Annotated in this window: 21 protein-coding genes, 1 tRNA gene and 2 pseudogenes; 19 read left to right on the top strand and 5 right to left on the bottom strand. The window is 60.2% G+C overall.

Translation table 11 applies throughout. The features are described 5' to 3' along the window. Window positions 1-20 precede the first annotated feature (20 nt). From EGJ86_RS05175 to EGJ86_RS05155, 5 genes and pseudogenes are all read left to right on the top strand, one after another. Window positions 21-3488 carry an indolepyruvate ferredoxin oxidoreductase family protein gene (locus tag EGJ86_RS05175; protein ID WP_125834283.1) on the top strand — a complete coding sequence of 1156 codons (3468 nt, stop codon included), beginning with the start codon at window positions 21-23 and terminating at the stop codon, window positions 3486-3488. A 106-nt stretch (window positions 3489-3594) separates the two neighbouring features. Further along, a pseudogene (locus EGJ86_RS05170) lies at window positions 3595-3687 on the top strand (IS5/IS1182 family transposase); the annotation flags it as partial. Between the two features lie 93 nt (window positions 3688-3780). Continuing rightward, a tRNA-Arg gene (locus EGJ86_RS05165) sits at window positions 3781-3855 on the top strand. A gap of 161 nt (window positions 3856-4016) precedes the next feature. After that, window positions 4017-5339, top strand: coding sequence for an integrase arm-type DNA-binding domain-containing protein (locus tag EGJ86_RS05160; RefSeq protein ID WP_125834282.1), 1323 nt, complete (start codon window positions 4017-4019; stop codon window positions 5337-5339). Window positions 5340-5539: 200 nt separating this feature from the next. Further along, window positions 5540-5815 (top strand): annotated as a pseudogene (locus EGJ86_RS05155) (IS4 family transposase); the annotation flags it as partial. Window positions 5816-5902: 87 nt separating this feature from the next. On the opposite strand, the gene sstT reads toward EGJ86_RS05155, so the two are convergent. After that, complete coding sequence (gene sstT / locus EGJ86_RS05150) at window positions 5903-7126, bottom strand: serine/threonine transporter SstT (protein WP_003460683.1); 1224 nt, start codon at window positions 7124-7126, stop codon at window positions 5903-5905. Window positions 7127-7590: 464 nt separating this feature from the next. Between sstT and EGJ86_RS05145 the strand changes: the two genes are divergently transcribed. Then, a complete protein-coding gene (locus tag EGJ86_RS05145; protein ID WP_055986504.1) occupies window positions 7591-8898 on the top strand; it encodes an MFS transporter in 1308 nt (435 codons plus the stop codon). Between the two features lie 100 nt (window positions 8899-8998). Here the strand turns inward: EGJ86_RS05145 and EGJ86_RS05140 are convergent, their stop codons facing one another. The 4 genes from EGJ86_RS05140 to flgA form a co-directional block, all read right to left on the bottom strand. Beyond that, complete coding sequence (locus tag EGJ86_RS05140; RefSeq protein ID WP_055986501.1) at window positions 8999-9748, bottom strand: flagellar brake protein; 750 nt, start codon at window positions 9746-9748, stop codon at window positions 8999-9001. Window positions 9749-9838: 90 nt separating this feature from the next. Then, the gene (locus tag EGJ86_RS05135) at window positions 9839-10306 is read right to left on the bottom strand and encodes a flagella synthesis protein FlgN (protein WP_055986497.1); all 468 of its coding nucleotides are present in this window, start codon (window positions 10304-10306) and stop codon (window positions 9839-9841) included. A 50-nt stretch (window positions 10307-10356) separates the two neighbouring features. Beyond that, window positions 10357-10692, bottom strand: a complete 336-nt coding sequence (gene flgM / locus EGJ86_RS05130) for a flagellar biosynthesis anti-sigma factor FlgM (RefSeq protein WP_003460690.1) — start codon at window positions 10690-10692, stop codon at window positions 10357-10359. 135 nt (window positions 10693-10827) lie between these two features. Then, the gene (flgA, locus tag EGJ86_RS05125) at window positions 10828-11586 is read right to left on the bottom strand and encodes a flagellar basal body P-ring formation chaperone FlgA (protein WP_055986495.1); all 759 of its coding nucleotides are present in this window, start codon (window positions 11584-11586) and stop codon (window positions 10828-10830) included. Window positions 11587-11663: 77 nt separating this feature from the next. Here flgA and EGJ86_RS05120 point away from each other — a divergent pair, with 77 nt between their 5' ends. The 13 genes from EGJ86_RS05120 to EGJ86_RS05060 all read left to right on the top strand — a co-directional run bounded on the left by EGJ86_RS05120 (window position 11664) and on the right by EGJ86_RS05060 (window position 25424). Next, on the top strand, window positions 11664-12596 hold the full coding sequence (locus EGJ86_RS05120; protein WP_055986492.1) for a chemotaxis protein CheV: 933 nt from the start codon (window positions 11664-11666) through the stop codon (window positions 12594-12596). Between the two features lie 43 nt (window positions 12597-12639). Next, window positions 12640-13467: a protein-glutamate O-methyltransferase CheR gene (gene cheR, locus EGJ86_RS05115; protein ID WP_039964674.1), complete on the top strand. Its 828-nt coding sequence runs from the start codon at window positions 12640-12642 to the stop codon at window positions 13465-13467. A 521-nt stretch (window positions 13468-13988) separates the two neighbouring features. After that, window positions 13989-14396: a flagellar basal body rod protein FlgB gene (flgB, locus tag EGJ86_RS05110; RefSeq protein ID WP_055986489.1), complete on the top strand. Its 408-nt coding sequence runs from the start codon at window positions 13989-13991 to the stop codon at window positions 14394-14396. Between the two features lie 11 nt (window positions 14397-14407). Continuing rightward, window positions 14408-14851, top strand: a complete 444-nt coding sequence (gene flgC, locus EGJ86_RS05105) for a flagellar basal body rod protein FlgC (RefSeq protein WP_055986486.1) — start codon at window positions 14408-14410, stop codon at window positions 14849-14851. A gap of 10 nt (window positions 14852-14861) precedes the next feature. Then, entirely contained in the window at window positions 14862-15551 is a 690-nt protein-coding gene (locus EGJ86_RS05100; protein ID WP_055986483.1) for a flagellar hook assembly protein FlgD, read from the top strand. A gap of 26 nt (window positions 15552-15577) precedes the next feature. Further along, window positions 15578-16891 (top strand): flagellar hook protein FlgE, encoded by a 1314-nt coding sequence (gene flgE / locus EGJ86_RS05095; protein WP_055986480.1) that lies wholly within the window; start codon window positions 15578-15580, stop codon window positions 16889-16891. Window positions 16892-17047: 156 nt separating this feature from the next. After that, a complete protein-coding gene (locus EGJ86_RS05090; protein WP_055986477.1) occupies window positions 17048-17788 on the top strand; it encodes a flagellar basal body rod protein FlgF in 741 nt (246 codons plus the stop codon). 33 nt (window positions 17789-17821) lie between these two features. Then, window positions 17822-18607, top strand: coding sequence for a flagellar basal-body rod protein FlgG (gene flgG / locus EGJ86_RS05085; protein WP_055986476.1), 786 nt, complete (start codon window positions 17822-17824; stop codon window positions 18605-18607). A 49-nt stretch (window positions 18608-18656) separates the two neighbouring features. Continuing rightward, a complete protein-coding gene (flgH, locus tag EGJ86_RS05080) occupies window positions 18657-19346 on the top strand; it encodes a flagellar basal body L-ring protein FlgH (RefSeq protein ID WP_055986472.1) in 690 nt (229 codons plus the stop codon). 197 nt (window positions 19347-19543) lie between these two features. After that, window positions 19544-20623, top strand: a complete 1080-nt coding sequence (locus EGJ86_RS05075; protein ID WP_055986601.1) for a flagellar basal body P-ring protein FlgI — start codon at window positions 19544-19546, stop codon at window positions 20621-20623. 9 nt (window positions 20624-20632) lie between these two features. Beyond that, window positions 20633-21787, top strand: a complete 1155-nt coding sequence (gene flgJ, locus EGJ86_RS05070; protein ID WP_055986468.1) for a flagellar assembly peptidoglycan hydrolase FlgJ — start codon at window positions 20633-20635, stop codon at window positions 21785-21787. A gap of 8 nt (window positions 21788-21795) precedes the next feature. Further along, a complete protein-coding gene (gene flgK, locus EGJ86_RS05065; protein ID WP_055986465.1) occupies window positions 21796-23817 on the top strand; it encodes a flagellar hook-associated protein FlgK in 2022 nt (673 codons plus the stop codon). An 11-nt stretch (window positions 23818-23828) separates the two neighbouring features. After that, entirely contained in the window at window positions 23829-25424 is a 1596-nt protein-coding gene (locus tag EGJ86_RS05060; protein WP_055986462.1) for a flagellar hook-associated protein 3, read from the top strand. The last annotated feature ends 125 nt before the right edge of the window (window positions 25425-25549 follow it).

The raw sequence follows: 25549 nt of genomic DNA, 5'->3' as shown, positions 1-25549 counted from the left end.
AAAAATAAAAGGAGCGCTCCATGTCACTGGCCGAAATCCGCCTGGATGACAAATACCGCCTCGCCACGGGTCACCTCTATCTGACCGGCACTCAGGCGCTCACCCGCCTGCCCATGCTGCAGAAGCAGCGTGATGCCGCCTTCGGACTCAATACCGCCTGCTTCATCTCCGGCTATCGCGGCTCGCCCCTTGGCGGCCTGGACAAGAGCCGGTGGGACGCGCGCGAGTACCTGAAGGAAAACCACATCCACTTCCAGCCCGGCGTCAACGAAGAGCTGGGCGCGACCGCGGTGTGGGGCAGCCAGCAGGCCAACCTGTTCCCCGGCGCCCGCTACGACGGCGTGTTCGCCATGTGGTACGGCAAGGGGCCGGGCGTCGACCGCAGTGGCGACGTGTTCAAGCACGGCAACTCGGCCGGCGTTTCCAAGCACGGCGGCGTATTGCTGCTGGCCGGTGACGATCATGGCTGCAAGTCCTCGACCATCGCCCACCAGAGCGAGCATGCGTTCATCGCCGCGTCGATCCCGGTGCTCAACCCGGCCAACGTCCAGGAAGTGCTGGACTACGGCATCATCGGCTGGGAGCTGTCGCGCTACAGCGGCTGCTGGGTAGCGCTGAAGACCATCGCCGAGAACGTCGACTCCTCGGCCGTGGTGGACGTCGATCCACTGCGTATCCAGATAAAGATCCCCGAGGATTTCCAACTGCCGGAAGACGGCTTGCACATCCGCTGGCCCGATCCGCCCCTGGCCCAGGAAAAGCGCCTCAACGTCTACAAGATCTACGCCGCGCGCGCCTTCGCCCTGGCCAACAACCTCAACCAGGTCAAGCTCGATTCGCCCAACCCGCGTCTGGGCATCATCACCACCGGCAAGTCCTACCTCGACGTGCGCCAGGCCCTGGATGACCTCGGCCTGGACGAAGCACTGTGCGCCAAGGTTGGCCTGCGCGTGCTCAAGGTCGGCATGAGCTGGCCGCTGGAGCCGGTGTCGGTGCACCAGTTCGCCGAAGGCCTGGACGAAATTCTGGTGGTGGAAGAGAAACGCAGCATCATCGAAGACCAGTTGACCGGCCAGCTCTATAACTGGCCTGTAGGCAAGCGCCCGCGGGTGGTCGGCGAGTTCGATGAGCAGGGCGTGTCCTTGCTGCCGAACCTGGCCGAGCTGACCCCGGCAATGATCGCCCGGGTGATCGCCAAGCGCCTTGCGCCGATCTACAGCAGCCCGACCATCGAGGAGCGCCTGGCCTTCCTCGATGCCAAGGAGAAGGCCCTGGCTGCGCCCAAGCACAAGACTGCGCGCACCCCGCATTTCTGCTCCGGTTGCCCGCATAACAGCTCGACCAAGGTGCCCGAAGGCAGCCGCGCTCTCGGTGGTATCGGTTGCCACTACATGACCCAGTGGATGGATCGCAGCACCGACACCTTCACCCAGATGGGCGGCGAGGGTGCCACCTGGATCGGCCAGGCGCCGTTCACCGATACGCCGCACGTGTTCCAGAACCTCGGTGACGGCACCTACTTCCACTCCGGCCATCTGGCCCTGCGCGCGGCCGTGGCCGCCGGGGTCAATATCACCTACAAGATTCTCTACAACGATGCGGTGGCGATGACCGGCGGCCAGCCCATCGACGGCGAACTGCGTATCGACCAGCTCAGCCAGCAGGTGCATGCCGAGGGCGTCAAACGCATCGCCCTGGTCAGCGACGAGCCGGACAAGTACCCGACCCGCGCCACCTTCGCCCCGGGCGTCACCTTCCATCACCGTCGCGAGCTGGACGCCGTGCAGCGTGAGTTGCGCGAGGTAAAAGGTGTGTCGGTGATCCTCTACGACCAGACCTGCGCCACCGAAAAACGTCGTCGGCGCAAGCGCGGCAAGATGGTCGATCCGGCCAAGCGCGCCTTCATCAACCCGGCCGTGTGCGAAGGCTGTGGCGACTGCAGCGTGAAATCCAACTGCCTGTCGGTGCTGCCGCTGGAAACCGAACTGGGGCGCAAGCGCGAGATCGACCAGAGTGCCTGCAACAAGGACTTCAGCTGCCTGGAGGGCTTCTGCCCGAGTTTCGTCACCGTGCACGGCGGCAGCCTGCGCACGCCCGCGGCCGGGGGCCTCGGTGCGCTGTTCATCGCCCTGCCGGAGCCGAAACAGCCGGCCCTGACTCGCCCCTGGAACATCCTTCTGCCCGGTGTTGGCGGTAGCGGTGTGACCACCGTTGGCGCGCTGCTGGGCATGGCCGCGCATATCGAAGGCAAGGGCTGCACCGTGCTCGACCAGGCCGGCCTGGCGCAGAAGTTCGGCCCGGTGATCACCCACATCCGTATTGCCACGCGGCAGAGCGACATCTACGCGGTGCGCATCGCCGCCGGGGAAACCGACCTGCTGCTGGGTTGCGACCTGGTGGTGTCGTCCAGCGAAGAGGCGCTGGCCAAGCTCAACTACAAGATCGCCCATGCGGTGATCAACAGCCATGAGGCGGCCACTGCCGAGTTCACCCGCAACCCGGACGCCCAGGTGCCCGGCGCAGCCATGCGCGAGGCGATCAGCGAGGCGGTGGGCGAGGGCAAGACCCGCTTCGTCGACGCTACTCGCCTGGCCACTCGCCTGCTCGGCGATAGCATCGCCACCAACCTGTTCATGCTCGGCTATGCCTATCAGTTGGGCCTGGTGCCGGTATCGGCCGAAGCGCTGAACAAGGCCATCGAGCTCAACGGCGTGTCCGTTCAACTCAACCAGCAGGCCTTCCTCTGGGGCCGTCGCGCCGCACATGATCTGGCTGCGGTGGAAAAACTCGCCGCGCCCAAGGTCGTCGAAGCGCCGCATTGCAGCACGCTGGAGGAAATCGTTGCCGACCGTGTGCAGCGTCTGACCGCCTACCAGAACGCGGCCTATGCCGAACGCTACCGTGAGCTGGTCGAGCACGTGCGCAAGGCCGATACCGATGCGCAGCAGCGCCTGAGCAAGGCCGTAGCTCGCTATTACTTCAAGCTCCTGGCCTACAAGGACGAGTACGAAGTGGCGCGGCTGTACAGCGATGCCACGTTCCGCAAGCAGCTCGAAGCGCAGTTCGAAGGCGACTACCGGCTGCAGTTCCACCTAGCGCCGAGCTGGTTGAGCAAGCCCGATGCGGTGACTGGTGAGCCGTGCAAGCGCAGCTTCGGCCCCTGGATGCTCAAGGCGTTCGGCGTACTGGCGCGCTTCAAGTTCCTGCGTGGCAGCGTGCTCGATCCGTTCGGCCACAGTGCCGAGCGTCGCCTGGAGCGCGAGCTGATCGAGGAGTACGAAGCCAATGTGGCCTACCTGCTCGCCGAGCTCAACGCCGGTAACTACCGCACGGCGGTGGCGCTGGCCGAGATTCCCGAGCAGATCCGCGGCTACGGCCACGTCAAGGAAGCGGCACTGGCCAAGGCGCGCGAGCAGGCGACGCAGCTCAAGGCACGCCTGACCGTCAGCGAGATCGCCGCTGTGCAGCTGTTCGAACCGGCTGCCTGAGCCGCAAACCCATCCCCTTTGCCACCCTCTCCCGTGCGGGAGAGGGGCGGCTTTTTATATCCGAGGTAACCCGATGTCCGTCTTCACTCACGTCGACTTCGATCAGCACGAACAGGTGGTCTCTCGATTCGACAAGCTCAAGAGAAATTACGAGAGCGTGGTGGCCATGGCCTGCGCCTTCCTATGGTTGCCCATGTAAAACGGCAGCAGGCCCTAGGAAGTGAGCGGTGGCGACATGACAAATGCGCGTGTCGCCGCTAAGATGCGGCCCGGCCGTTGCCAATACGGCCGTGTCCCCTTAGTTCAACGGATAGAATAAGCCCCTCCTAAGGGCTAGATGCTGGTTCGATTCCAGCAGGGGACGCCAAATGATTGACTCTATCTGTCTATAGAAGTCTACGAATCCCAGTAAAGCCGGCCACTTGAGCCGGCTTTGTTGTATCCGGCTGTCTACTATTGTCTCTGTACATATCCACGTTTTAGGAAGACGTTTAGGGATACGCCGGTTCGATAAGGGTACGTATTCCTATGGCACGCCCAGTCACCCCTCTGACAGATTCCAAGTGTGAGGCTGCCAAGCCGCGCGAGAAGGAATACAAGCTGTTCGATGGTCAGGGCCTGTACCTGGCTGTGAAGCCCAGCGGTTCCAAGGTGTGGCGCTTCAAGTTCACCCGGCCCGATGATAGGGCGGGGCTGGCCACTTTCGGCAACTACCCAGCGCTGACCCTGAAGGCCGCCCGTGATCGGCGTGCTTCTGCCCTGGAGCTGCTGGCCCACGATCAAGACCCGATAGAGACCGCCAGGCTCGCAAAGATCGAAGCCACCAATGCCCGCGCCAACACCTTCAAGGCCATGGCCGAGGAATGGCATGCGGCCTGTTCCCTCAAGTGGTCGCCAGGGCATGCCGCCACGGTGTGGCGCAACCTCGAGTTGCACGTATTGCCGGTGCTCGGTGCGCGCCCGCTGGGTGAGCTCAAAACCCGGGATCTGATGCAGCCGCTCAAGGCCGTGGAGAAGCGCGGCACCCTGGAGCTGGCTGGCCGGCTGCGCCAGTACATCACCGGGGTCATGCGTATGGCAGTGCAGCATGGGCTGATCGACAGTAACCCGGCCAACGACCTGGTGGGCGCCACGGCCACCCGCAAGAGTGCCCACCGGCCCGCCTTGCCACTGGATCGCCTACCCGAGCTGCTGCAGCGTATCAAGGCCGATTCCGGCCGGGCGCTGACCCGGCATGCGGTATCGCTCACCCTGCTGGTGTTTATCCGCTCCAGCGAGCTGCGTTTTGCCCGTTGGAGTGAGATCGACACCGTCCGGGCCATGTGGGAGATACCCGGCCAGCGCGAGGCCATCGAGGGCGTCAAGTTCTCCCACCGCGGCGCCAAGATGGGGACTCCGCACCTGGTACCGCTGAGCCGCCAGACACTGGAGCTGCTGGAACAGGTGCGGCAGCTCACCGGTCGCTTCGATCTGGTGTTCCCCGGCGACCATTACCACCACAAGCCCATGAGCGAGAACACCATCAACAAGGCCCTGCGCCGTATGGGTTATGACACCAAGGTTGATCTGTGCGGCCACGGCTTCCGCACTATGGCCTGTTCCGCCTTGGTGGAGTCGGGGCTATGGTCGAAGGATGCCGTTGAAAGGCGGATGAGCCACCAAGAGCGCGACACGGTGCGTGGCGCCTACATCCACAAGGCAGAGCACCTGCAGGAACGCCGGCTGATGTGCCAGTGGTGGGCCGACTACCTCGATGCCAACCGGCAGCAGCACGTCACCCCATACGATTTCGCCCACCGTTGGGAATGGGTCGGCAACGTGGTGCCGGTCAACTTCGGCAAGTCGGTTTGAGCATGCAAACCCATCCCCCTGAAAAATTCCTTGTTCTTGGTGTGATTGGTGTTCCTAGAATGCTTGGAGCCAGTAACCACGGGGCTTTCAGCGATGGAGCACAAGAGCGAACAGACAGGAACACGGGCGGCAATGAACACCTGTTGTGTTCCGGCGTCCTGCCTCAAAAAGGCCGATTCGGCCTGCTCTTGCCTGTAAAGGAGCTGATCTACCAAGAGGTTTGGGGATTGTTGCTGGCTTACAACATCATTCGTCGTGAAGCCAGTCAGGCAGCCGTCGCCTTTGGCCGCTCCCCAAGCGACATCCGCTTCAAGCCGGTGGCCCACTACATCGCCGTGCAATTGATCGTGATGGCAGCGGCCAACCCGATTTCAGCAACAGGACAACGCTTATCAGCGTTGAGGGCAGGAGTCGGTGGGCTGTTTCTGGATCACCGCCCAAGGCCATCAAGAGCAAGGACGGTGAAGATTTCATAGACCCGCTACCCGGTGGATCGCAAGGCTACTCCGCTTAAGTCAACAGCATTACACGCGAGGTGGGCCTTGCTATCAACGCGATGGGTCTCAGCTGTCCTTACGCTCTTGTGCCATGCAGGCAGCGGCGGTGAACAGCACGTCGGTGGAAGAGTTCAGCGCGGTTTCTGCCGAGTCCTGAACGATGCCGATGATGAAGCCGATGGCGACGATCTGCATGGCCACGTCATTGGGGATGCCGAACAGGCTGCAGGCCAGCGGGATCAGCAGCAGCGAGCCGCCGGCGACACCGGATGCGCCGCAGGCACTGATCGAGGCCAGCACGCTCAGCAGCAGGGCGGTGGGTAGATCGACGGGGATGCCCAGGGTGTGCACTGCAGCCATGGTCAGCACGGTGATGGTGATGGCGGCACCGGCCATGTTGATGGTGGCGCCCAGCGGAATGGAGACCGAGTAGGTTTCTTCGTGCAGGCCCAGGCGCTGGCTCAGTTGCAGGTTGACCGGAATGTTGGCGGCCGAGCTACGGGTGAAGAAAGCGGTGATGCCGCTTTCGCGCAGGCAGGTGAACACCAGCGGGTAGGGGTTGCGACGGATCTTCCAGTACACCAGCGCCGGGTTGACCACCAGGGCCACCAGCAGCATGCAGCCGACCAGCACCACCAGCAGGTGCAGATAACCGAGCAGGGCGTCGAAGCCGGATTCGGCGAGGGTGGCGGCGACCAGGCCGAAGATCCCCAGCGGCGCCAGGCGGATCACCAGCTTGACGATGGCAGTCACACCGTTGGACAGTTCGCCCAGCAGTTGTTTGCTACCGGCGCTGGCATGGCGGAAGGCGAAGCCGAGGCCGATAGCCCAGGCCAGGATACCGATGAAGTTACCATTCAGCAGGGCATTGACCGGGTTGTCGACCACGTTCATCAGCAGCGTCTTGAGCACCTCGCCGATGCCGCCGGGGGGCGTCAGTTCAGCAGCCTGGCTGCTCAGTACCAGCGACGACGGGAAGGCGAAGCTGGCCACCACCGCGACCAGGGCGGCGCTGAAGGTACCGATCAGGTACATCAGCAGGATCGGGCGGATATGCGTCTGTTGGCCTTGCTGGTGGTTGGCGATGGACGACATCACCAGGATGAACACCAGTACCGGGGCGACGGCCTTGAGCGCCGAGACGAACACGTTACCGATGAAGCCGACGGACAGTGCTGCCTGCGGGGCGATTACGGCCAGAGCGATACCTGCCAGCAGGCCGATGATGATCTGTGTCACCAGGCTGGTGCGGTTGAGTAGCTGCAGGGCAGGGTGAAGGGCTTGGGACATCGCGAGTTCTCTGGTTGCTGGGCGCGTTGCAAGTGGCGTCGGGCCTGGTTCGAGAGGTTTTTCGGTAGTGCCATGGAGAGCAGGCCGAAAAAATAGCGCGCGACTCTAGCACAGCCGGATCGGGGTTCGTGCGCTGGACGGGCATCTGGACGACAGGGCGCAAGCCCATGTCGCATCTCTACAAGGCTTGTCTGCCGGCTCTGCCAGGTAGTTGCCGGGGCGGATCAGCAAACCTGCGGCTGGCAGGGTGTGACCCGTGGTCGCTCGAAGAACAGGAAGAATTGAGGCTACGCTGTACCATGTGCGGCGCAAGCGAGCGTCTGAATCGTGATGAGTTGGCAATCGAACTGTTCGTTTTCCAGGGCATCGAAAGTTGCATCGCCCGCACGCCCCAAGGGCGCCGTCCTAGCCGCGCAGGCCCGCCGCCATTCCCGGTTTCCGTGCACAAGGAGCTTTACCCGTCAATGCGCTTGATCTGGAAGTCATTCCGCTCGCTCTATTTCGCCACCTTGCTGATGTTGCTCGGCTCTGGCCTGCTCAGTACCTACCTGGCCCTGCGTCTGGCTGACACCGTGGATGGTCTCTGGGTCGGTGCGCTGATGGCGGCCAATTACTTTGGCCTTGTGCTCGGCGGCAAGCTGGGGCATCGACTGATCGGTCGGGTGGGGCATATCCGTGCTTACGTGGCCTGTGCCGGCGTAGTCACGGCTGCTGTGCTGGGCCATGGGCTGATCGAGTGGCTGCCATTCTGGCTGTTCCTGCGCATGCTGGTGGGCCTGGGCATGATGTGTCAGTACATGGTCATCGAGAGCTGGCTCAACGAGCAGGCCGAAGCCACGCAGCGTGGCCTGGTGTTCAGCGGGTACATGGGGGCTTCCTACCTGGGCCTGATTCTTGGGCAGCTGGCGCTGGTGGTGCATCCGACGCTGGGTCTGGAATTGCTCATGTTGGTCGCCCTGTGCTTCGCCTTGTGTCTGGTGCCCGTAGCGCTGACCCGGCGTTTACACCCGGCGCCCTTGCATCCGGCACCGCTGGAGCTGCGCTTCTTCCTCAGTCGCGTGCCGCTGTCGCTGACCGCTATCGCCGTGGCTGGCCTGTTGATCGGTTCTTTTTATGGCCTGGCGCCTTTGTACGCCACTCGGATGGGGCTATCGACCGAGCAGGTGGGGCTGTTCATGGGCAGCTGCATTCTGGCGGGTCTGTTGGTGCAGTGGCCGCTGGGCTGGCTTTCCGATCGACATGACCGCGTGCGCCTGATTCGTGGCTGTTCGGTCTTGCTGCTGCTGGCTGCCTTGCCGTTGGCGGCACTGCCACAGGTATTTCTCGGCCTGCTGTTCGGTGTCGGTTTTTTGGTCAGCATGATGCAATTCAGCCTCTACCCACTGGCCGTGGCCCTGGCCAATGACCATGTCGAGCCGGAGCGGCGGGTATCACTGACGGCCATGCTGTTGGTGACATTCGGTGTTGGTGCCTGCATCGGTCCATTATTGGCGGGTGTATTGATGCGTTTTTATGGCGCCAACATGCTCTATGTGTTTGTCAGTGTCTGTGCGCTGATCCTGGTCTGGCGTATTCGCCCAGAGGTCGTCACCCATCAGCATCAGGTCGATGATGCGCCACTGCAGCATATGGCCATGCCCGGCAACGTAACCAGCTCGCCACTGGTCGCCGCTCTCGACCCGCGGGTCGATGAGCAGACGGTACAGGAGCAGATGCAGGAGCCAGCTGCGGCGGGCGAGGAGGAGGTTGAGCCGGACGTGAAGCGGGGGTAGTCCGCCGCCAGACTTTGTAGGGTGGGCTTTAGCCCACGGCGGCCTCCCTTGGTGGGCTGAAGCCCACCCTACGGGCTTTGCGCGAATGGAGGGGGTGGGCTCAGAAGGGGCCGTCGCTCTCGGTGCGACGCGCCTCGCGTTGCAACTGATAGACGAAGCGCTCGACCTGACGTTGCTCCAGACCGGTCATGCGATGAAAACGAGTGCCGACGAAGGTCATGTCGACCTTGTCCTCGTATTGCACATGACGTATTTCCACTGCGCAGGTCAGGTTGCCGAAGGGCAGGTAAGCTGTGAGTCGCTCGTGCACCTGGCCATTGCTTAATTGCTGGCTGAGATTACCGGCGAAACGCAGTTTGCAGCCGGTGGCCGAGATGTCCAGCAGATGGCCTGGCAGCGACTCGCGCAGTTTGTCACCATTGAGTACAACCTTGACCAGATCGCTTTGTTTCAATTGTGCGCGAAAGGCGCTGCGGCGCTGGTGATAGATCACTTCGGTGGGCAACGGTGCCCAGTAGCAGGGGGCTCCCTCGAGCTCGCCAAGCCGCACGTCGTGATCACAGGTCCAGGCTACTCGCACCCCGTCGCGGAACGCCTCGACGTTGAAGGTTTCGCCTTGCTTGAGAAAACGTTCGCCATCGTTAGGGATGATCTCGTCCAGCGCTAAGCGCGCACGGTCTTTATCGATTTCTACAAGGTAACTTTGAAAACGCTGGCCACGATCCTTGAATTGGATAACCAGGGGATCATGGTTCTGTTGCAATTGGCGCAGGGTGGCAATGATCTCGACGGATGTCTTGAGCACCTTGGGCGGCTGAGGACCGCTCTCGTCGTTGAACGCGCTGGACACAGGACGGAACTCTCCGGTTCATGAGCTATAACGGCACTAGCATACTGGCAGAGTGCCTGCATGTCCCTGTGCTTTTTGTTGGGGGATGGCTCAGGCCTGGCTGAGCGGTCTTTGCTGCGCGATTCTAGCGGCACCGCCGCGGCTGTCATAGAGGCCGGGTGTCTCTGCGCCGCGCAGAATACCAAGGACGCTGCCGACCGAGGCCTGGTTGGCGCGAATCAAACGCCCATTGCGTAGATTGGCCTCCTGGCAGCGCTGCAGGAGAGCGGACAGCTCCTCACTGCGTACCAGCAACTGATCACCTACGGAGGACTTGCTCGCCAGCGCAGTGAGCCCTTCGCGATCTGCACTCAGACCGGCGTTTTGCAGCAGACGGCTGCGCTCGTTGCCGTGCTGTTGAAGCAGGGCAAGCAGAGGTTGTTTTTCACTGAGCAGGCTGTCGAGGCGCGGCAGGTCGCGTTCGGTGAGGGCCTGGAATTCGCTATCGATCAGCTCAAGCAATTGCTCGGCGGTGCCGATATCGTTGGTGAAGAGGTCAAGCAAGGCTGTGTCGTTCATGGCGGGCTCTTGGGGGTCGGGCGTCCAACACCCCCAGCGCAGCCCTGAGACTAGCGCTGGGATTCGAAGTCGAGCAGTTTCTGGGCGACGCGTTTGCTGTCGACCTGATAGCTGCCATCAGCAATGGCCTGTTTCAGCTGGGCCACACGCTCCTTGTTGACGATGGGCTGATCACGCAGCTTCTCGCCGATTGTTTGCAACTGCTGTGCCTCACGGCTCAGTTGTACCGATTCACCGCTCTTGGTGTTGGTCTGTTCATCAGTACCGGTGACAGGCGCTTTGTTCGGCTGTGCCGACTCATTGCGATTGCCAGCCTGAGTCGCGCCGGTACGTCCCGCATTGGCGGGCGTATTGGCATTGTTCAGCCGGTTGAAGTCGATGACCATGATGCAGAACCTCGGACGATATGGTGGACGCTTGCCATGCTTCTCGGCTGCTGCCGGGAAAACTTTAGGATTAATTTCATCGCGTCGTTTAACAGTGTAGGGAATCGCCACGTCTTTGCGCTACAAGAAACATGCCTACATGGGTACTTCCACTTGCCCAGGCCCGACAACGCGGGCTCGAACGACTCGCTGCGAGCGTAGGTTACGCACGTTGATCTGCTCGCCCGGGGCCCCGTCGGTCAGGGCTTCGCCGGGCATGCGTACGTTGACCGTGGAGCCACGAGCGCTGATCACCACCTGGTCGCCGCGCCGAATGACCTCGGCTATTTGCAGATGAGTCGAAAGAAGAATCTGGTCACTACCGAGCTGGCGCGTCAATTTTTTGCCGATCGCCTGATTCAGGTCGGTGAGAAAGTTCTGACCCAATTGACCGACATCGCGTTCAACCAGGCTCAAATCCGTAGCTTTGACTACGCTCATGCGCTTGAGCGGGCGAGTCAGTACGACAATGGGGCGATACAAGCGCACTTCAGCGGGCACGAATACTGTCCACGGAGCGCTGCCGTCACAGCGCACGCGCGTAGTGACACGGCCCAGCGGCTGCGCCGGGCTTTCCAGCGTGGTGGTCAGCGGCTGATCGCACAGAGGCAGGCGTAACCGTGGGTCGAGACGGTTGACGCGAATCTCATGGCGGCCCTGAATTTCGCTACGCTGTAGATATTCAGTGGTCGCCTGCTCAAGAAAGGCCTCGGTGGCGCCGATAAGTTGTTCAGTGCTGGTGAAGGTGGCAGCCGCCGTAGCGCTGTAGCCGAGTGTCGGCAAAGCGAGTAAAACGGGCAAAGGGGCAAGGCACTTTGCTAGTAGCTGACGGAATGATGACGTTCTCTGCTTCATAAGCAATGCAAAGCAAGCCCCGTGCCGCCTGCTAGGCTCAACGGGGTAGGCGTTACTGGATAAGAAGGAGTCCGGGCATGGCCGGGTTGATGGATTCGGTTAACCAGCGCACTCAGTTGGTGGGACAGAACCGCTTGGAGTTGTTGCTGTTTCGCCTGGAAGGCCCACAGCTTTACGGTATCAACGTATTCAAGGTGAAAGAGGTGCTGCAATGCCCGAAACTCACCATCATGCCCAAATCAAGTCCGGTGGTGCGGGGGGTGGCCAACATTCGCGGGGGCACCATCCCGATTCTCGATCTTTCCATCGCTACCGGCCGTGCCGCGCTGGAAGATCTGAAGACCAGCTTCGTGATCATCACCGAGTACAACACCAAGGTTCAGGGTTTTCTGGTGCGCTCGGTCGAACGTATCGTCAACATGAACTGGGAGGAGATCCATCCGCCACCCAAGGGCACCGGACGCGATCACTACCTGACAGCAGTCACGCGGCTCGACCAGCAGTTGGTCGAGATCATCGATGTCGAGAAAATTCTTGCCGAAGTCGCGCCGACCTCGGAAGTGATCTCCGCTGGCGTCATCGATGATCAGGTGCAGAGTCAGGCGGTGACCAAGCATGTGCTGATCGTCGATGACTCCTCGGTGGCGCGCAAACAGGTTTTGCGCTGCCTGCAGACCGTTGGCGTCGAGGTGACGGCGCTGAACGATGGCCGCGAGGCACTCAATTACCTCAAGAAAATGGCCGACGAGGGGCATAATCCCGACAAGGAACTGCTGATGCTGATTTCCGACATCGAGATGCCCGAGATGGACGGATATACGCTGACCACGGAGATTCGTAGCGATCCGCGCATGCAGAAGCTGCATATCCTCCTGCATACTTCGCTTTCCGGTGTGTTCAACCAGGCGATGGTGAAGAAGGTCGGCGCTGACGACTTCCTCGCCAAGTTCAAGCCAGATGATCTGGCGGCGCGGGTGGTCGATCGCATTCGTGTATCGGATGGGTGCTGAAGGATGACCTTCGGCGAACGTTATGGTTGCAGAGGCGGCACTAGTGTCTTCAGGTAATTTGGATTTCGAGCAGTTCCGGACTTTCCTGGAAAAGGCCTGCGGTATTCTGCTTGGCAGCAACAAGCAGTACCTGGTCTCCAGCCGTCTGAACAAGTTGATGGAACAGAACGGCATCAAGACCCTGGGCGAGCTGGTGCAGCGCATGCAGAGCCAGCCGCGAGGCGGGTTGCGCGAGCAGGTGGTGGATGCCATGACCACCAATGAGACCCTGTGGTTTCGCGACACCTATCCCTTCGAGGTGCTCAAGAGCCGTGTACTGCCGGAGTTGATCAAGGCCTACCCGGGGCAGCGCCTGCGTATCTGGTCGGCCGCCTGCTCGTCCGGGCAGGAGCCATACTCGCTGTCGATGGCCATCGATGAGTTCGAGCGTACCAACCTCGGTCAGCTCAAGGCAGGTGTGCAGATCGTCGCCACCGATCTTTCGCCTTCGATGCTGGCCAACTGCAAGTCCGGTGAATACGACAGCCTGGCCATGGGGCGCGGGCTTTCGCAGGAGCGACTGCAGCGCTACTTCGACCCCAAGGGGCCAGGGCGTTGGCAGGTCAAGGCGCCTATCAAGAGCCGTGTCGAGTTTCGCCCACTGAACTTGCTGGATAGCTACGCGGCATTGGGCAAGTTCGACATCGTCTTCTGCCGCAACGTGCTGATCTACTTCTCGGCCGAGGTGAAGAAGGACATCCTCACGCGCATCCATGCCACCCTCAAGCCGGGTGGCTATCTGTTCCTTGGCGCCTCCGAAGCGCTCAATGGCCTGCCGGACAAGTACCAGATGGTGCAGTGCAGCCCGGGGATCATCTACAAGGCCAAATAGGCGCAAGGCATGTTTGGTATCAGCAGCGGGAGGCCTTTGGCCTAATGCCAGTCAGTTAAGCCGTTGCACTCGATCTTTGTAGGAGCCGGCTTGCCGGCGATCCGCCATAAAAAGCATCGCCAGCAAGCTGGCTCCTACGAAAAACGCCCCTCTACTGCAAGTAGGAGGGGGTGGTGACGAACTTATCTGATCAGCATTAGCCTTTGGCCTCCCGTTTGCGTTTCTGGACTCTGAAAACCATGGGCCCGATCGGATAGGTTTCGCCGTAGGCACCAGCGGTTTGGCCTGGTGCAGAAGAACCGATGCGCATCGCGCGCCCCAGGGTTCGGCGGGGCGGCAATCTGTCCGGTTGGCTTTGCCGCTTGCTTGCCAATAGGCGGTAAAGCCTTGCCGCTTTGCCGCTATTTCCCTGTTCGTCATGCTTTAAGCTATTGATTTTGTTGACTTAAATAAGTTGGCACAGCCTTTGCTGAATATCTCGCAACAGAGACTACATGGCCCAAGCGGCAAAGGTTCGGAACATGAGCATCAACTTCGGCAGAGCACTCGGTATTCACGAACAAGCCCTCGGCTTTCGTGCCCAACGCGCCGAGGTGCTGGCCAACAATATCGCCAACGCCGATACGCCGAACTACAAGGCTCGCGATCTGGATTTCGCCAGCGTACTGGCCGAACAGAGCAGCCGCATGCAGCGTGGCGGCGTTTCTCTGAGCCGCACCGATAGCCGCCACATCCCAGCCGAGGGCGTGAAGACCGGCGAAGCCGAGCTGCCGTATCGCACGCCGTTCCACGCGTCGCTGGATCAAAACACCGTCGACCTGCAGATCGAGCAGTCGAACTACGCCGAGAACGCGGTGCAGTTCCAGGCCAGCTTTACCTTTCTCAACAGCAAATTCAAAGGGCTGACTGCAGCCCTGCGCGGCGAATAAGGAGTCAGGCCATGTCCCTTGCCAGTGTTTTCAATATCGCCGGAACCGGCATGAGTGCCCAGAGCACGCGTCTCAATACCATTTCCAGCAACATCGCCAACGCCGAGACCGTTTCCTCGAGCATCGATCAGACCTACCGCGCCCGTCATCCGGTGTTCGCCACCGTGTTCCAGCAGTCGCAGAACAGTGGTAGTGGTTCGCTGTTCGCCGAGCAGGACGAGGCGGGGAGTGGGGTGCAGGTGCTCGGCATCGTCGAGGATCAGAGCAATCTGGACATGCGCTACGAGCCCAGTCATCCGGCAGCGAATGCGGATGGCTACGTGTTCTATCCGAACGTCAATGTGGTCGAGGAAATGGCGGACATGATTTCGGCCAGTCGAGCCTTTCAAACCAATGCGGAAATGATGAATACCGCCAAGACCATGCTGCAGAAGGTTCTGACCCTGGGTCAGTAAGGACATAGCCATGAGCACCACAGAGACTGTTTCCAGCAGCGTGCTGTCGACTTACTCCGGCACCTCGACCAGCAGCACCAACGAATCCAGTTACTCCAGCCTGGGCAAGGATGACTTTCTGATGCTGCTGGTAACGCAGATGAACAACCAGAACCCGCTGGATCCGCAGGACAACAGTGAGTTCGTGGCTCAGCTCGCCCAGTTCAGCAGCCTGGAAAGCCTCACCAACATGTCGAGTTCGATGGACTCGTTGCTGAGTTCCTATCAGTCCTCGCAAGCGCTCCAGGCGTCCTCCTTGGTGGGGCGCAGCGTGACGGTATCGGCCAGTAGTACCTATGTCGATGGCGCCGCCGGCATGACGGGTAGCGTCGTGCTCCCGTCCGCAGCCGATGGTATTTCGGTCGGTGTCTATGACTCGGCAGGCAGTTTGGTCAAGACCATTGCGCTCGACAGCCAGACCAAAGGCGGCAACGTCAGCTTCACCTGGGATGGCACTAACGCCAGCGGAGTGGCGCAGCCGTCCGGCACCTACACCTTCAAGGCGTCGGCCTCGCTGGATGGCAAATCCACGGCCCTTGAGACCTACCTGCCGGCAGCGGTCAGCAGTGTGACGCTGGGTTCTGGAACAAGTGACATGACGCTCAATCTGGCCGGTGTAGGCAGTATTGCGTTGTCCAAAGTAATCAATATCGGCCAGTAAGCGATCGATGTAAGGGAGACGCGAGCATGACATTCAATACAGCATTGAGCGGTTTGAAGGCTGCCAGTTCATACTTGAACGTGACGGGTAACAACATTGCCAACACCGGGACCACCGGCTTCAAATATTCGCGTGCGGAGTTCGCCGATCTCTATGCCAGCAGCATGTTCGGCACGGGGAGCAACTCGATCGGCAGTGGCGTGATCACATCGGATATCGCCCAGCAGTTTACCCAGGGCAATATCAGCTACACCGATAACAGTCTCGACCTGGCCATCAATGGCAGTGGCTACTTTATCGTCAATGACGGTGGTAGCCAGCTGTATACGCGGGCCGGTGCCTTCAAGGTCGACAGTAATGGCAATGTGGTCAACAGCGCTGGCAACAACCTGATGGGCTATGGCGTCGATGCTGACGGCAATCTAGTCAATGGGGTGCTGACCAATCTGGTGGTCGATACCAGTAACCAGGAGCCTAACGCCACCTCGCTTGTCACTCAGAGTCTCGCGCTCAATTCGTCGGCCAGCATACCCACTAGCTCGCCCTTCGATTCTACTGTGTCAACTTCCTATAACTGGTCGACCTCCGTGAGCCTGTATGACACGCAGGGTAACGCCCATACCATGACGCAATACTTCGTCAAGGATGCGAGCAACCAGTGGAGCATGTACGTGCTGGTGGATGGGCGTAACCCGGGCGATCCGACCAGTACGGACCCGTACCAGGCCACGTTGCCGTTCACCACCGCAGGCGCACTGGATACGGACAATATTGTATTTGGTGATTTTGGTGATAATGGCGATGGCACGCTGAGCCTGGCCAACTGGATTCCAGCGACAATCACCGATGCTACGACCGATCCGGTCACCTGGGGCTCCAATGGCGCTGCTGCCAGCGCTACCGGCGTTACCCTGGATCTGCGCAAGGCAAGCCAGACCAACACCAACTTCGCAGTGAACAGCTTGGCGCAGGATGGCTACACCACCGGGCAATTGTCGGGTTTGTCCTTCGATGAAACCGGGCAATTGTTTGCCACTTACACCAATGGCAAGTCCGAGGTGATCGGGCAGGTGGCCCTGGCGACCTTTGCCAACATGCAAGGCCTCACCCCGGTTGGTGGCACGGCCTGGAGGCAGTCGCTGGCCTCTGGTGAGCCGGTGATCGGGACGCCGACTTCCGGTACGCTCGGTTCGATTGCGGCGGGGGCGCTGGAAGACTCCAACGTCGATCTGACAGGGCAGCTCGTCGACCTGATCGTGGCGCAGCGCAACTACCAGGCCAACGCCAAGACCATCGAGACCGAGAACGCGATCGCGCAGACGATCATCAATATCCGTTGATGATTTCGGCGGCAGATTCTTGCCGTCTCCATTGTTGAAGCCTCTCCTTGCGAGAGGCTTTTTTCTTTTAAAAACAGTAGCTTAATATTTATTTTTGGTTGTGGCACGTACCTTGCTAAAAACCATGTGATTGTGGTTTTTCAGGCGGAGGTCGAGATGGACAAGTTGCTGTATGTGGCGATGACGGGTGCCAGCCAGAACGCCCTGGCACAGAAGGCTCATGCCAACAACCTGGCGAATATCTCTACCAGCGGATTTCGCGCCGACCTTGAGCAGGCGCGTGCCATGCCGGTTTTCGGCGACAGTTATCCGGCGCGCGTGTATGCGATGTCCGAGCGCCCCGGCACCGACTTTACGCCAGGTGCCTTGCAGGAAACCGGGCGTGATATGGACGTCTCCATCGAGGGAGACGGCTGGATCGCCGTGCAGGCCCCCGATGGCAACGAGGCGTATGTGCGCACCGCCAGCTTGACTGTCGATGCGCTGGGCGTGTTGCGCACCGGCAATGGTTTGCCGGTCATGGGCAATGCCGGGCCGATTGCGGTACCGCCTGAGCAGAAGGTGGAAATCGGCCAGGACGGCACCATCAGTATCCGCGCCCTCGGTGAGGCCCCAAACGTATTGGCCGAAGTCGACCGGATCAAGTTGGTCAACCCCGATACCGCGCAAATCCGCAAGGAAACCGATGGCTTGATCCACTCGCGCACAGGCCAGCCATTTGAAGCAGATGCCAATGTACGCCTCAATTCTGGGTTCCTCGAAAGCAGTAACGTCAGCGCGGTCGCCGAGATGACCTCCATGCTGGCGCTTTCCCGGCAGTTTGAATTGCACGTGAAAATGATGAACACGGCCAAGGAAGGATCAGAGTCCATGGCCCGGATCATGCAAGTCAGCTAATGAGTTCCGCCCGGCGAGGGCGAGGAGATAGACATGCTTCCAGCATTATGGGTCAGTAAGACCGGCCTCTCCGCACAGGATATGAACCTGTCGGTGATTTCCAACAACCTGGCGAACGTATCGACCACCGGCTTCAAGCGTGATCGTGCCGAGTTTCAGGATCTTCTCTACCAAATTCGCCGTCAGCCAGGTGGCCAGACGACTCAGGACAGCGAGTTGCCATCGGGTCTGCAATTGGGCACCGGGGTAAGGATCGTCGGCACGCAGAAAAACTTCACCTCTGGCAGTCTGCAGACCACCGATCAGCCGTTGGATATGGCCGTCAACGGCCGTGGCTTCTTTCAGGTGCTGCTGCCTGATGGCACCGTATCCTATTCGCGCGACGGTACTTTTCACCTTAACTCCGATGGGCAGGTCGTGACCTCCAACGGTTTTGCCCTGGAGCCTGCCATCGTCGTACCCGCCGAGACCCAGACGTTCACCGTCGGTGAGGATGGAACGGTTTCGGTGACCACTGCCAATAATCCGGCGGTTCAGGTCATCGGCAATCTGCAGACGGCCGACTTCATCAACCCGGCTGGGTTGCAGGCCATCGGTAACAACCTGTTCCTGGAAACTGCAGCCAGCGGGGCGCCCCAAGTGGGTACGCCGGGCCTCAATGGCTTGGGCACCGTGCTGCAGAACACCCTGGAGAACTCCAACGTCAGCGTGGTTGAGGAGATGGTCAATATGATCACCACCCAGCGTGCTTATGAGATGAACTCCAAAGTGATTTCCACGGCTGACTCGATGCTGCAGTTCGTCAATCAGAATCTCTGATGCTGATTGAGCTGGGTGCAGCATGAGCGTCTGTGATGTGAGGTATGCAATGAAAGGTCTTTATATTCTTTTGCCGTTCTGCGTGTCGTTGTTTGGCTGCATGGCGCCAACGCCCAAAGCCGACGACCCCTATTACGCGCCGGTGCTACCACGCACGCCATTGCCGGCGAGCGCGACCAATGGTGCGATCTATCAGGCCGGCTTCGAGACCAATCTGTACGATGATCGCAAGGCGTTTCGCGTCGGTGACATCATTACCATCACGTTGGAAGAGCGTACCCAGGCGAGCAAGGCGGCCAGTTCCGATATCAGCAAGGACAGCTCGGCCAATATCGGCCTGACCTCGCTGTTCGGCGGTGCGGTATCGGCGACCAATCCGCTGACGCGCAACCCCATGACGCTGAGCTCCGAGTTCAGCGGCACTCGCAGCAATCAGGGTGACTCCTCCGCAGCGCAGAGCAACAGCCTCAGTGGTTCGGTGACGGTGACGGTGGCGGAAGTGCTGCCCAACGGTGTGCTGGTGGTGCGTGGCGAGAAGTGGCTGACGCTCAATACCGGCGATGAAATGGTACGTATCTCCGGGCTGGTCCGCGCCGACGATATCTCCAGCAGCAATACCGTATCCTCGACCCGTATCGCCGATGCCCGGCTGACCTATTCTGGTACCGGTTCGTTTGCCGATGCCAGCCAGCCAGGTTGGTTGAGTCGTTTCTTCCTGAGCCCGATGTGGCCGTTCTGAGGGGTATGAATATGAAATGGCCCCTGACCTTTGTGGCTGCGAACTCTGCTCGCCAAGCCTTTACCGATGCCCGGATTCGCGAGCCGAAGAAGGGCTGCGTGCGTGAAGCGCAGAGCACGTCCTGCCGCCGGCAGTTCGCGGTTGCTCATCGTGGTTACCGTCACCGTGGCGCCAACGACTGGTTGCTGCTGGTCATCATGCTCGCGTGCATGCTGCTGAGCCTGCCGACGCAGGCCGAGCGCCTCAAGGATCTGGCATCCATTCAGGGCGTGCGCAGTAACCAGCTGATCGGTTACGGCCTGGTCGTGGGCCTCAACGGTACGGGCGACCAGACCACCCAGACACCGTTCACCGTCCAGACCTTCAATAACATGCTGGCGCAGTTCGGCATTAAGGTGCCGGCAGGTGGCAACGTGCAGCTCAAGAACATCGCGGCTGTATCCGTGCATGCTGATCTGCCTGCATTCGCCAAGCCCGGGCAAACCATCGATATCACCATTTCATCCATCGGTAATGCCAAGAGTCTGCGCGGTGGCAGCTTGCTGATGACGCCACTCAAGGGTATCGATGGCAACGTTTACGCTATCGCTCAGGGCAACCTGGTCGTGGGTGGCTTCGATGCCAGTGGTGCCGATGGTTCGCGTATCACCGTCAACGTACCTTCTGCCGGCCGTATTCCTGGTGGTGCTACGGTGGAACGCCCGGTGCCGAGCGGTTTCGATCAGGGCAACTACCTGACCCTGAACCTCAATCGCCCCGACTTCACCACTGCCAAGAACATCGTCGACCAGATCAACGATCTGCTCGGCCCTGGCGTCGCCCAGGCCATCGATGGTGGTTCGATTCGCGTCAGCGCGCCGCTCGACCCTAACCAGCGTGTCGACTATCTGTCGATTCTGGAAAACCTGCAGGTCGAGGCGGGTAAGGCTGTGGCTAAGGTCATCATCAATTCGCGCACTGGCACCATCGTCATTGGCCAGGACGTCAAGGTGCAGCCGGCAGCCGTGACCCATGGCAGCCTGACCGTGACCATCACCGAAGACCCCATCGTCAGTCAGCCAGACGCCCTTTCCGGTGGGCAGACGGCCGTAGTGCCTCGCTCGCGCGTGGGGGCGGAAGAGGAGGCCAAACCGATGTTCAAGTTCGGCCCCGGCACCAGCCTTGATGAAATCGTGCGTGCGGTAAACCAGGTGGGCGCAGCGCCTTCCGACCTGATGGCCATTCTGGAGGCGCTCAAGCAGGCAGGCGCGCTCCAGGCTGACCTGATCGTTATTTGAGGTGGCCCTATGAATACCTTGCTCGGTGGTACACGTACGGTCAGCGACTCTGGGGCTTATACCGATCTCAATCGCCTGGCCGGCATGAAAAATGGCGAACAGCGCGACAGCGAGGGTAACGTTCGGCGTGTCGCTCAGGAGTTCGAGGCGCTGTTCATCAACCAGATCTTCAAGTCGATGCGTTCGGCCAACGAGGCGGTTGCCAAGGACAGTCTGTTCGACAGTGATACCACGCGCCACTATCAGGAAATGCACGATCAGCAATTGTCCATCAGCCTGTCACGCGAGGGTGGGGGCATTGGCTTGGCCGATGTTCTGGTACGGCAAATGAGCCGTCTGCGTGGTGAGCCTGCGCGCAGCAGCCCCTTTGGTACTGTCGTGCAGCAGGGTGAGTCGGGCGCAGACAAGGCGAGCAGCAAGAATGCAGACGAGGCGCCTGTGTCGCAGGCTGCGCTGCTCAACCGCCGGCGCCTGTCGCTGCCGTCACGCCTGGAAGATCGTCTGCTGGCAGGCATCGTCTCCAGCAGCGAGGGTCAGCTCAATAACGGTGCTGACTGGGTGGCGAAAAAGGACAGCAGCGAGAAGGCGCTCGCCGAACCCCAGAAGACGACGCCACGTAGCGTGGCTCAGCCACCACTGGCCAAGGGCAAGGCGGCATTCGCTTCGGCGCAGGACTTCGTGCAGACCATGCTGCCACTGGCTCAGGAGGCGGCCGATCGTATCGGCGTCGAGCCGCACTACCTGGTAGCGCAGGCGGCGCTGGAAACCGGCTGGGGCAAGTCGATCCTGCGGCGCAGTGACGGCGACAGCAGCTTCAACCTGTTTGGCATCAAGACCCATGGGCAGTGGCAGGGCGAGGCCGCGCGCGCCGTGACCAGCGAATACCGTGAAGGCCAAATGGTGCGCGAAACCGCCAGTTTCCGGGCGTATGACTCGTACAAGCAGAGCTTCCACGACCTGGTGGATTTCCTGCAGAGCAACCCGCGTTATCAAAATGCGCTGTCCAAAACGGATAACTCGGAGACGTTCGTGCGCGAACTGCAGGCAGCCGGTTATGCCACCGACCCGCAGTACGCCCGCAAGATCAATCAAATCGCACGCAAGATCGATGCAACCTACCAGACCATCGCCCGCAGCGATGTGGCAACAACACGGACGCTTTGAGGTGATTCATGGCTGATCTTCTCTCGATTGGCGTTTCCGGCCTGCGTGTCAGCCAGACCGCGCTGTCCGTGACCGGTAACAACATCACCAATACCGATACCGCCGGCTACACCCGCCAGCAGGTGACCCAGGTTTCCAATGCCTCGCAGAAACTGGGGGCGACCTATCTTGGCAGTGGCGCCTCGATTACCGACGTGCGGCGTATCTACAGCGATTTCCTGACGACGCAGGTGCGTACCGCGACGGCGCTGGACGGTGATGCGCAGACTTATCTGACGCAGATCAACCAGGTCAACTCACTGCTGGCCGACAGCACCACCGGTATCACCGCCGTGATGGCGAATTTCTTCGCAGCCCTGCAGACCGCCGCAGCCAGCCCGACCGATACCGCCTCGCGGCAGTTGTTGCTGACCCAGGCCAATACCCTGAGCGAGCGCTTCAACTCGATCTATGGTCAGTTGTCGGATCAGAACGGCTACATCAATCAGCAGCTTTCCAGCATGACGCAGCAGGTCAACAGCCTGGCCGCCAGCGTGGCGGGATACAACCAGGCCATCATGAATGTGTCGGCGGCTGGTGGTTCGCCCAACGATCTGCTCGACAAGCGCGACGAGGCCGTGCGTGAACTCTCCGAGCTGATCGGCGTCACGGTGGTGCAGCAGGACGGCAATTACAACCTGTTCATCGGCAATGGACAGCCGCTGGTCGTCGGTAATGCGGCTTCGACGCTCAATGCGGTGCCGAGTACCGAGGATCCTGCGCGTTACTCGCTGCAGCTTAGCCAGAACAGTTATTCAACGCTGGACGTCACGTCCTCGATCACCGGCGGGCAGATCGGTGGGTTGCTGCGTTACCGTGAAGATGTGCTCGACACCACCATGAATGAACTGGGGCGTCTGGCGTTGGTGGTTTCGGATCAGATCAACAGTCAGCTGGGGCAGGGGCTCGACCTCAATGCCGAACTCGGCGCCATGCTCTTTGGCGATATCAATGATCTGACGCTGCAGCAGCAGCGCAGCCTTGCGCAGACCGGTAACAGCGACACCACCGGTAATCTGCGCGTGTCCATCGAGGACACCAGCAAACTCAGCGCCAGCGATTATGAAGTGACATTCAACAGTGCCACCGGCTACAGCGTAAGACGGCTGTCCGATGGCAAGGACATGGGCACCTTTGACCTCACCGACTCGCCGGCACCGGTGATCGATGGTTTTTCGCTGCAGCTCGATGCGGGCACCGTCGCAGCAGGGGACAAATTCACCATCCTGCCCACTCGCTATTCGGCCGGCGACATCAAGGTCACCATGACCGATGCCAACCAGTTTGCATTGGCGGCGCCACTGAGCGCCACGCTCACCACGGGCAACGTGGGCACAGGCAGCGTGACTCAGCCAACGCTGACCACTCTGATCGACATTTATGACAGCGCCGCTGTCGCGGACATGCAGGCCAGCCTCGAGAACGGCATGCCGATCAAGCTGGTGTACGATGCGGCCAGTGGTGGCGCTCAGGGTTATACCCTCTACGATGCTTCCGGTAACAACATTGGTACGGGCAGCATTGTGCCCGGGCAGAGCAACAAGGTCACCGTCAATATCGCCGCCAATCCTCCGACGGTGCCCAGCGCTTATTCATTCGAGATGACCCTGGCGGGCTCGCCGGTAGCTGGCGATAGCCTGAGCATCGCCTTCAATGCCGAAGGCAGCAGTGACAACCGCAATGGTCTGGCCGTGTTGGCCCTGCAAACCAGCAATACCGTGGCGGTCAATGGCAACAGTGGCATGAGCCTGACCACCGCTTACAGTTCGTTGATCGAAACCGTTGGCGCCAAGACCAATCAGGCAAAAATGGATGCCTCGGCAACCGAGGCTATCCTTACCCAGGCCACTACCAGCCAGCAGTCGCTGTCTGGCGTGAACCTCGACGAAGAGGCGGCCAATCTGATCAAGTTCGAGCAGTACTACACGGCGGCCTCGCAAATCATTAAAGTTGCTCGCTCCACGTTCGATACACTCATCAACAGCTTTTGAGGCCTGACGACATGAGCACGCGCATCTCCACACCGCAGATGTTCTATTCCAACATCTCCGGTTACCAGAAGGGTTATGCCGATATCGTCAAGACCCAGCAGCAGATTTCCAGTGGTGTACGTATCCAGACGCCGGCTGATGATCCGGTCGGGGCCGCCCGCCTGTTGCAGCTCGATCAGCAGCAGGAGCAGCTCAAGCAATACAGTACCAACATGACCACTGCGACCAACTCGTTGACCAATGAAGAAGCGCTGCTCACATCGGTGACCAATATCTTGCAGAAGGCGCGAGAGCTGACCGTGCGGGCCGGCGGTGGTTCGCTTTCCGACGAGGATCGCAGCGCCATTGCCAGTGAGCTGGATCAGATCACCGATCAGCTACTCGACCTGATGAACAGCAAGGATGCCAGTGGTAACTACATTTTCGCCGGTTCCAAAAGTGGCGTTCAGCCCTTCGTACGTAACCCCGATGGCTCGGTGACTTACCAGGGTGACCAGACCAGTCTCAGTCTGCAGGTGTCTGGCTCCGGTTCGCTGGCCATCAACGACAGTGGCTGGAGCATCTTCGAGAATGTGGTCAATGCCAGTCGTACCCAGTCGGGACTGGACAATGATCCCAACACCGATGGTCAGCGTGTCTACCTGTCTCAGGGCTTGGTGGCCAATACCACTCAGTACAACAAGAGCTTTCGCGATGGTCAGCCCTATACATTGGAGCTGGTCAGCAGTACGCAATTTCGCATCCTGGATGTCAACGGTAATGACGTCACCAGTGAGGCGTCTTCCACATCCGGCTCATTCGACCCAGTGGCCATCGATGGCACTACCATCAACTTCCGAGGGGCGACCTTCGAGCTCGACGTCGCCTTGCAAGACAGCGACGGTGAGGGCAGCCTGGATGACCTGCTGACCGGCTACAGCTTCACCTTTGGCGTGGCGGCGACTGAAGTGGCGATTACCCGTAGCGCCAGCAATACCAGTACGGCGCAGATCACCTCCGGCAGCGTCACCAACCAGACTGCATACACCACTCAGTTTCCCAGCAATGGTGTGCAGATTCGTTTCACCAGTGCCACGGACTACGAGGTATATGCCCAGCCCGTGCTTAGCGGTAGCACGCCGATCAGCAGTGGTGCGCTGTCCGGGACGTACCCGGATACCATCAGCTTTGCCGGGGTGGAGCTGCAGATCAGCGATGCCGCTGCGGCTGGCGACACCTTCGTGGTGCAGGGGAAATCGGCGGAAACCCAGAGCATCTTCGAAACCATCACCAGCCTCAGCGCCACGCTCAAGACCCCGGTTGCCGGTGACACTGCTGCGCAGTTGGCGTTGCGTGATGCAGTTGCTTCGGCAATCAGCAACCTGGACAACGGCATGAATCAGGTGTCTGCGACTCAATCTTCGATTGGCGCCCGGTTGAATGCGATCGATACCCTGACCACCGAGAACGAAAGCATGCAGATCAGCAACACCAGCAACCAGTCATCCATCCGCGATACCGATATGGCCGAAGCCATCTCCAAGCTGGTGCTGCAGCTGACCAAGCTGGAGGCGGCGCAGGCTTCGTTCGTGCGGATTTCTCAATTGAGCCTGTTCAACAAGCTATGATGGCTATCTGAAGTAGTGAGTCTGGCTGGTTTCTTGCTGGACTCCCCTCGCTAGTCAAAAAAGTGGCAGCTCCATTGATGCTGCCACTACTGTTGTCTAGCAATAATAATGGGCTTCGTGTGGAA

The sequence above is a fragment of the Pseudomonas sp. o96-267 genome, assembly GCF_003935465.1.
Lineage (GTDB): Bacteria > Pseudomonadota > Gammaproteobacteria > Pseudomonadales > Pseudomonadaceae > Aquipseudomonas > Aquipseudomonas sediminis.
Note: the sequence above shows the minus strand (reverse complement) of the source record. Positions and strands in the feature narration are given on the sequence as shown.

Excerpts from the sequence above, each read along its gene's own strand:
- EGJ86_RS05135 (WP_055986497.1), bottom strand. The coding sequence starts at position 10,306 with ATGAACGACACAGCCTTGCTTGACCTCTTCACCAACGATATCGGCACC.
- flgB (WP_055986489.1), top strand. The coding sequence starts at position 13,989 with ATGAGCATCAACTTCGGCAGAGCACTCGGTATTCACGAACAAGCCCTC.
- flgH (WP_055986472.1), top strand. The coding sequence starts at position 18,657 with ATGAAAGGTCTTTATATTCTTTTGCCGTTCTGCGTGTCGTTGTTTGGC.
- EGJ86_RS05060 (WP_055986462.1), top strand. The coding sequence starts at position 23,829 with ATGAGCACGCGCATCTCCACACCGCAGATGTTCTATTCCAACATCTCC.
- flgC (WP_055986486.1), top strand. The coding sequence starts at position 14,408 with ATGTCCCTTGCCAGTGTTTTCAATATCGCCGGAACCGGCATGAGTGCC.
- EGJ86_RS05120 (WP_055986492.1), top strand. The coding sequence starts at position 11,664 with ATGGCCGGGTTGATGGATTCGGTTAACCAGCGCACTCAGTTGGTGGGA.
- flgM (WP_003460690.1), bottom strand. The coding sequence starts at position 10,692 with ATGGTCATCGACTTCAACCGGCTGAACAATGCCAATACGCCCGCCAAT.
- flgK (WP_055986465.1), top strand. The coding sequence starts at position 21,796 with ATGGCTGATCTTCTCTCGATTGGCGTTTCCGGCCTGCGTGTCAGCCAG.
- EGJ86_RS05075 (WP_055986601.1), top strand. The coding sequence starts at position 19,544 with ATGCTCGCGTGCATGCTGCTGAGCCTGCCGACGCAGGCCGAGCGCCTC.
- EGJ86_RS05090 (WP_055986477.1), top strand. The coding sequence starts at position 17,048 with ATGGACAAGTTGCTGTATGTGGCGATGACGGGTGCCAGCCAGAACGCC.
- EGJ86_RS05100 (WP_055986483.1), top strand. The coding sequence starts at position 14,862 with ATGAGCACCACAGAGACTGTTTCCAGCAGCGTGCTGTCGACTTACTCC.
- flgJ (WP_055986468.1), top strand. The coding sequence starts at position 20,633 with ATGAATACCTTGCTCGGTGGTACACGTACGGTCAGCGACTCTGGGGCT.
- flgA (WP_055986495.1), bottom strand. The coding sequence starts at position 11,586 with ATGAAGCAGAGAACGTCATCATTCCGTCAGCTACTAGCAAAGTGCCTT.
- flgG (WP_055986476.1), top strand. The coding sequence starts at position 17,822 with ATGCTTCCAGCATTATGGGTCAGTAAGACCGGCCTCTCCGCACAGGAT.
- flgE (WP_055986480.1), top strand. The coding sequence starts at position 15,578 with ATGACATTCAATACAGCATTGAGCGGTTTGAAGGCTGCCAGTTCATAC.
- EGJ86_RS05160 (WP_125834282.1), top strand. The coding sequence starts at position 4,017 with ATGGCACGCCCAGTCACCCCTCTGACAGATTCCAAGTGTGAGGCTGCC.
- EGJ86_RS05175 (WP_125834283.1), top strand. The coding sequence starts at position 21 with ATGTCACTGGCCGAAATCCGCCTGGATGACAAATACCGCCTCGCCACG.
- EGJ86_RS05145 (WP_055986504.1), top strand. The coding sequence starts at position 7,591 with ATGCGCTTGATCTGGAAGTCATTCCGCTCGCTCTATTTCGCCACCTTG.
- sstT (WP_003460683.1), bottom strand. The coding sequence starts at position 7,126 with ATGTCCCAAGCCCTTCACCCTGCCCTGCAGCTACTCAACCGCACCAGC.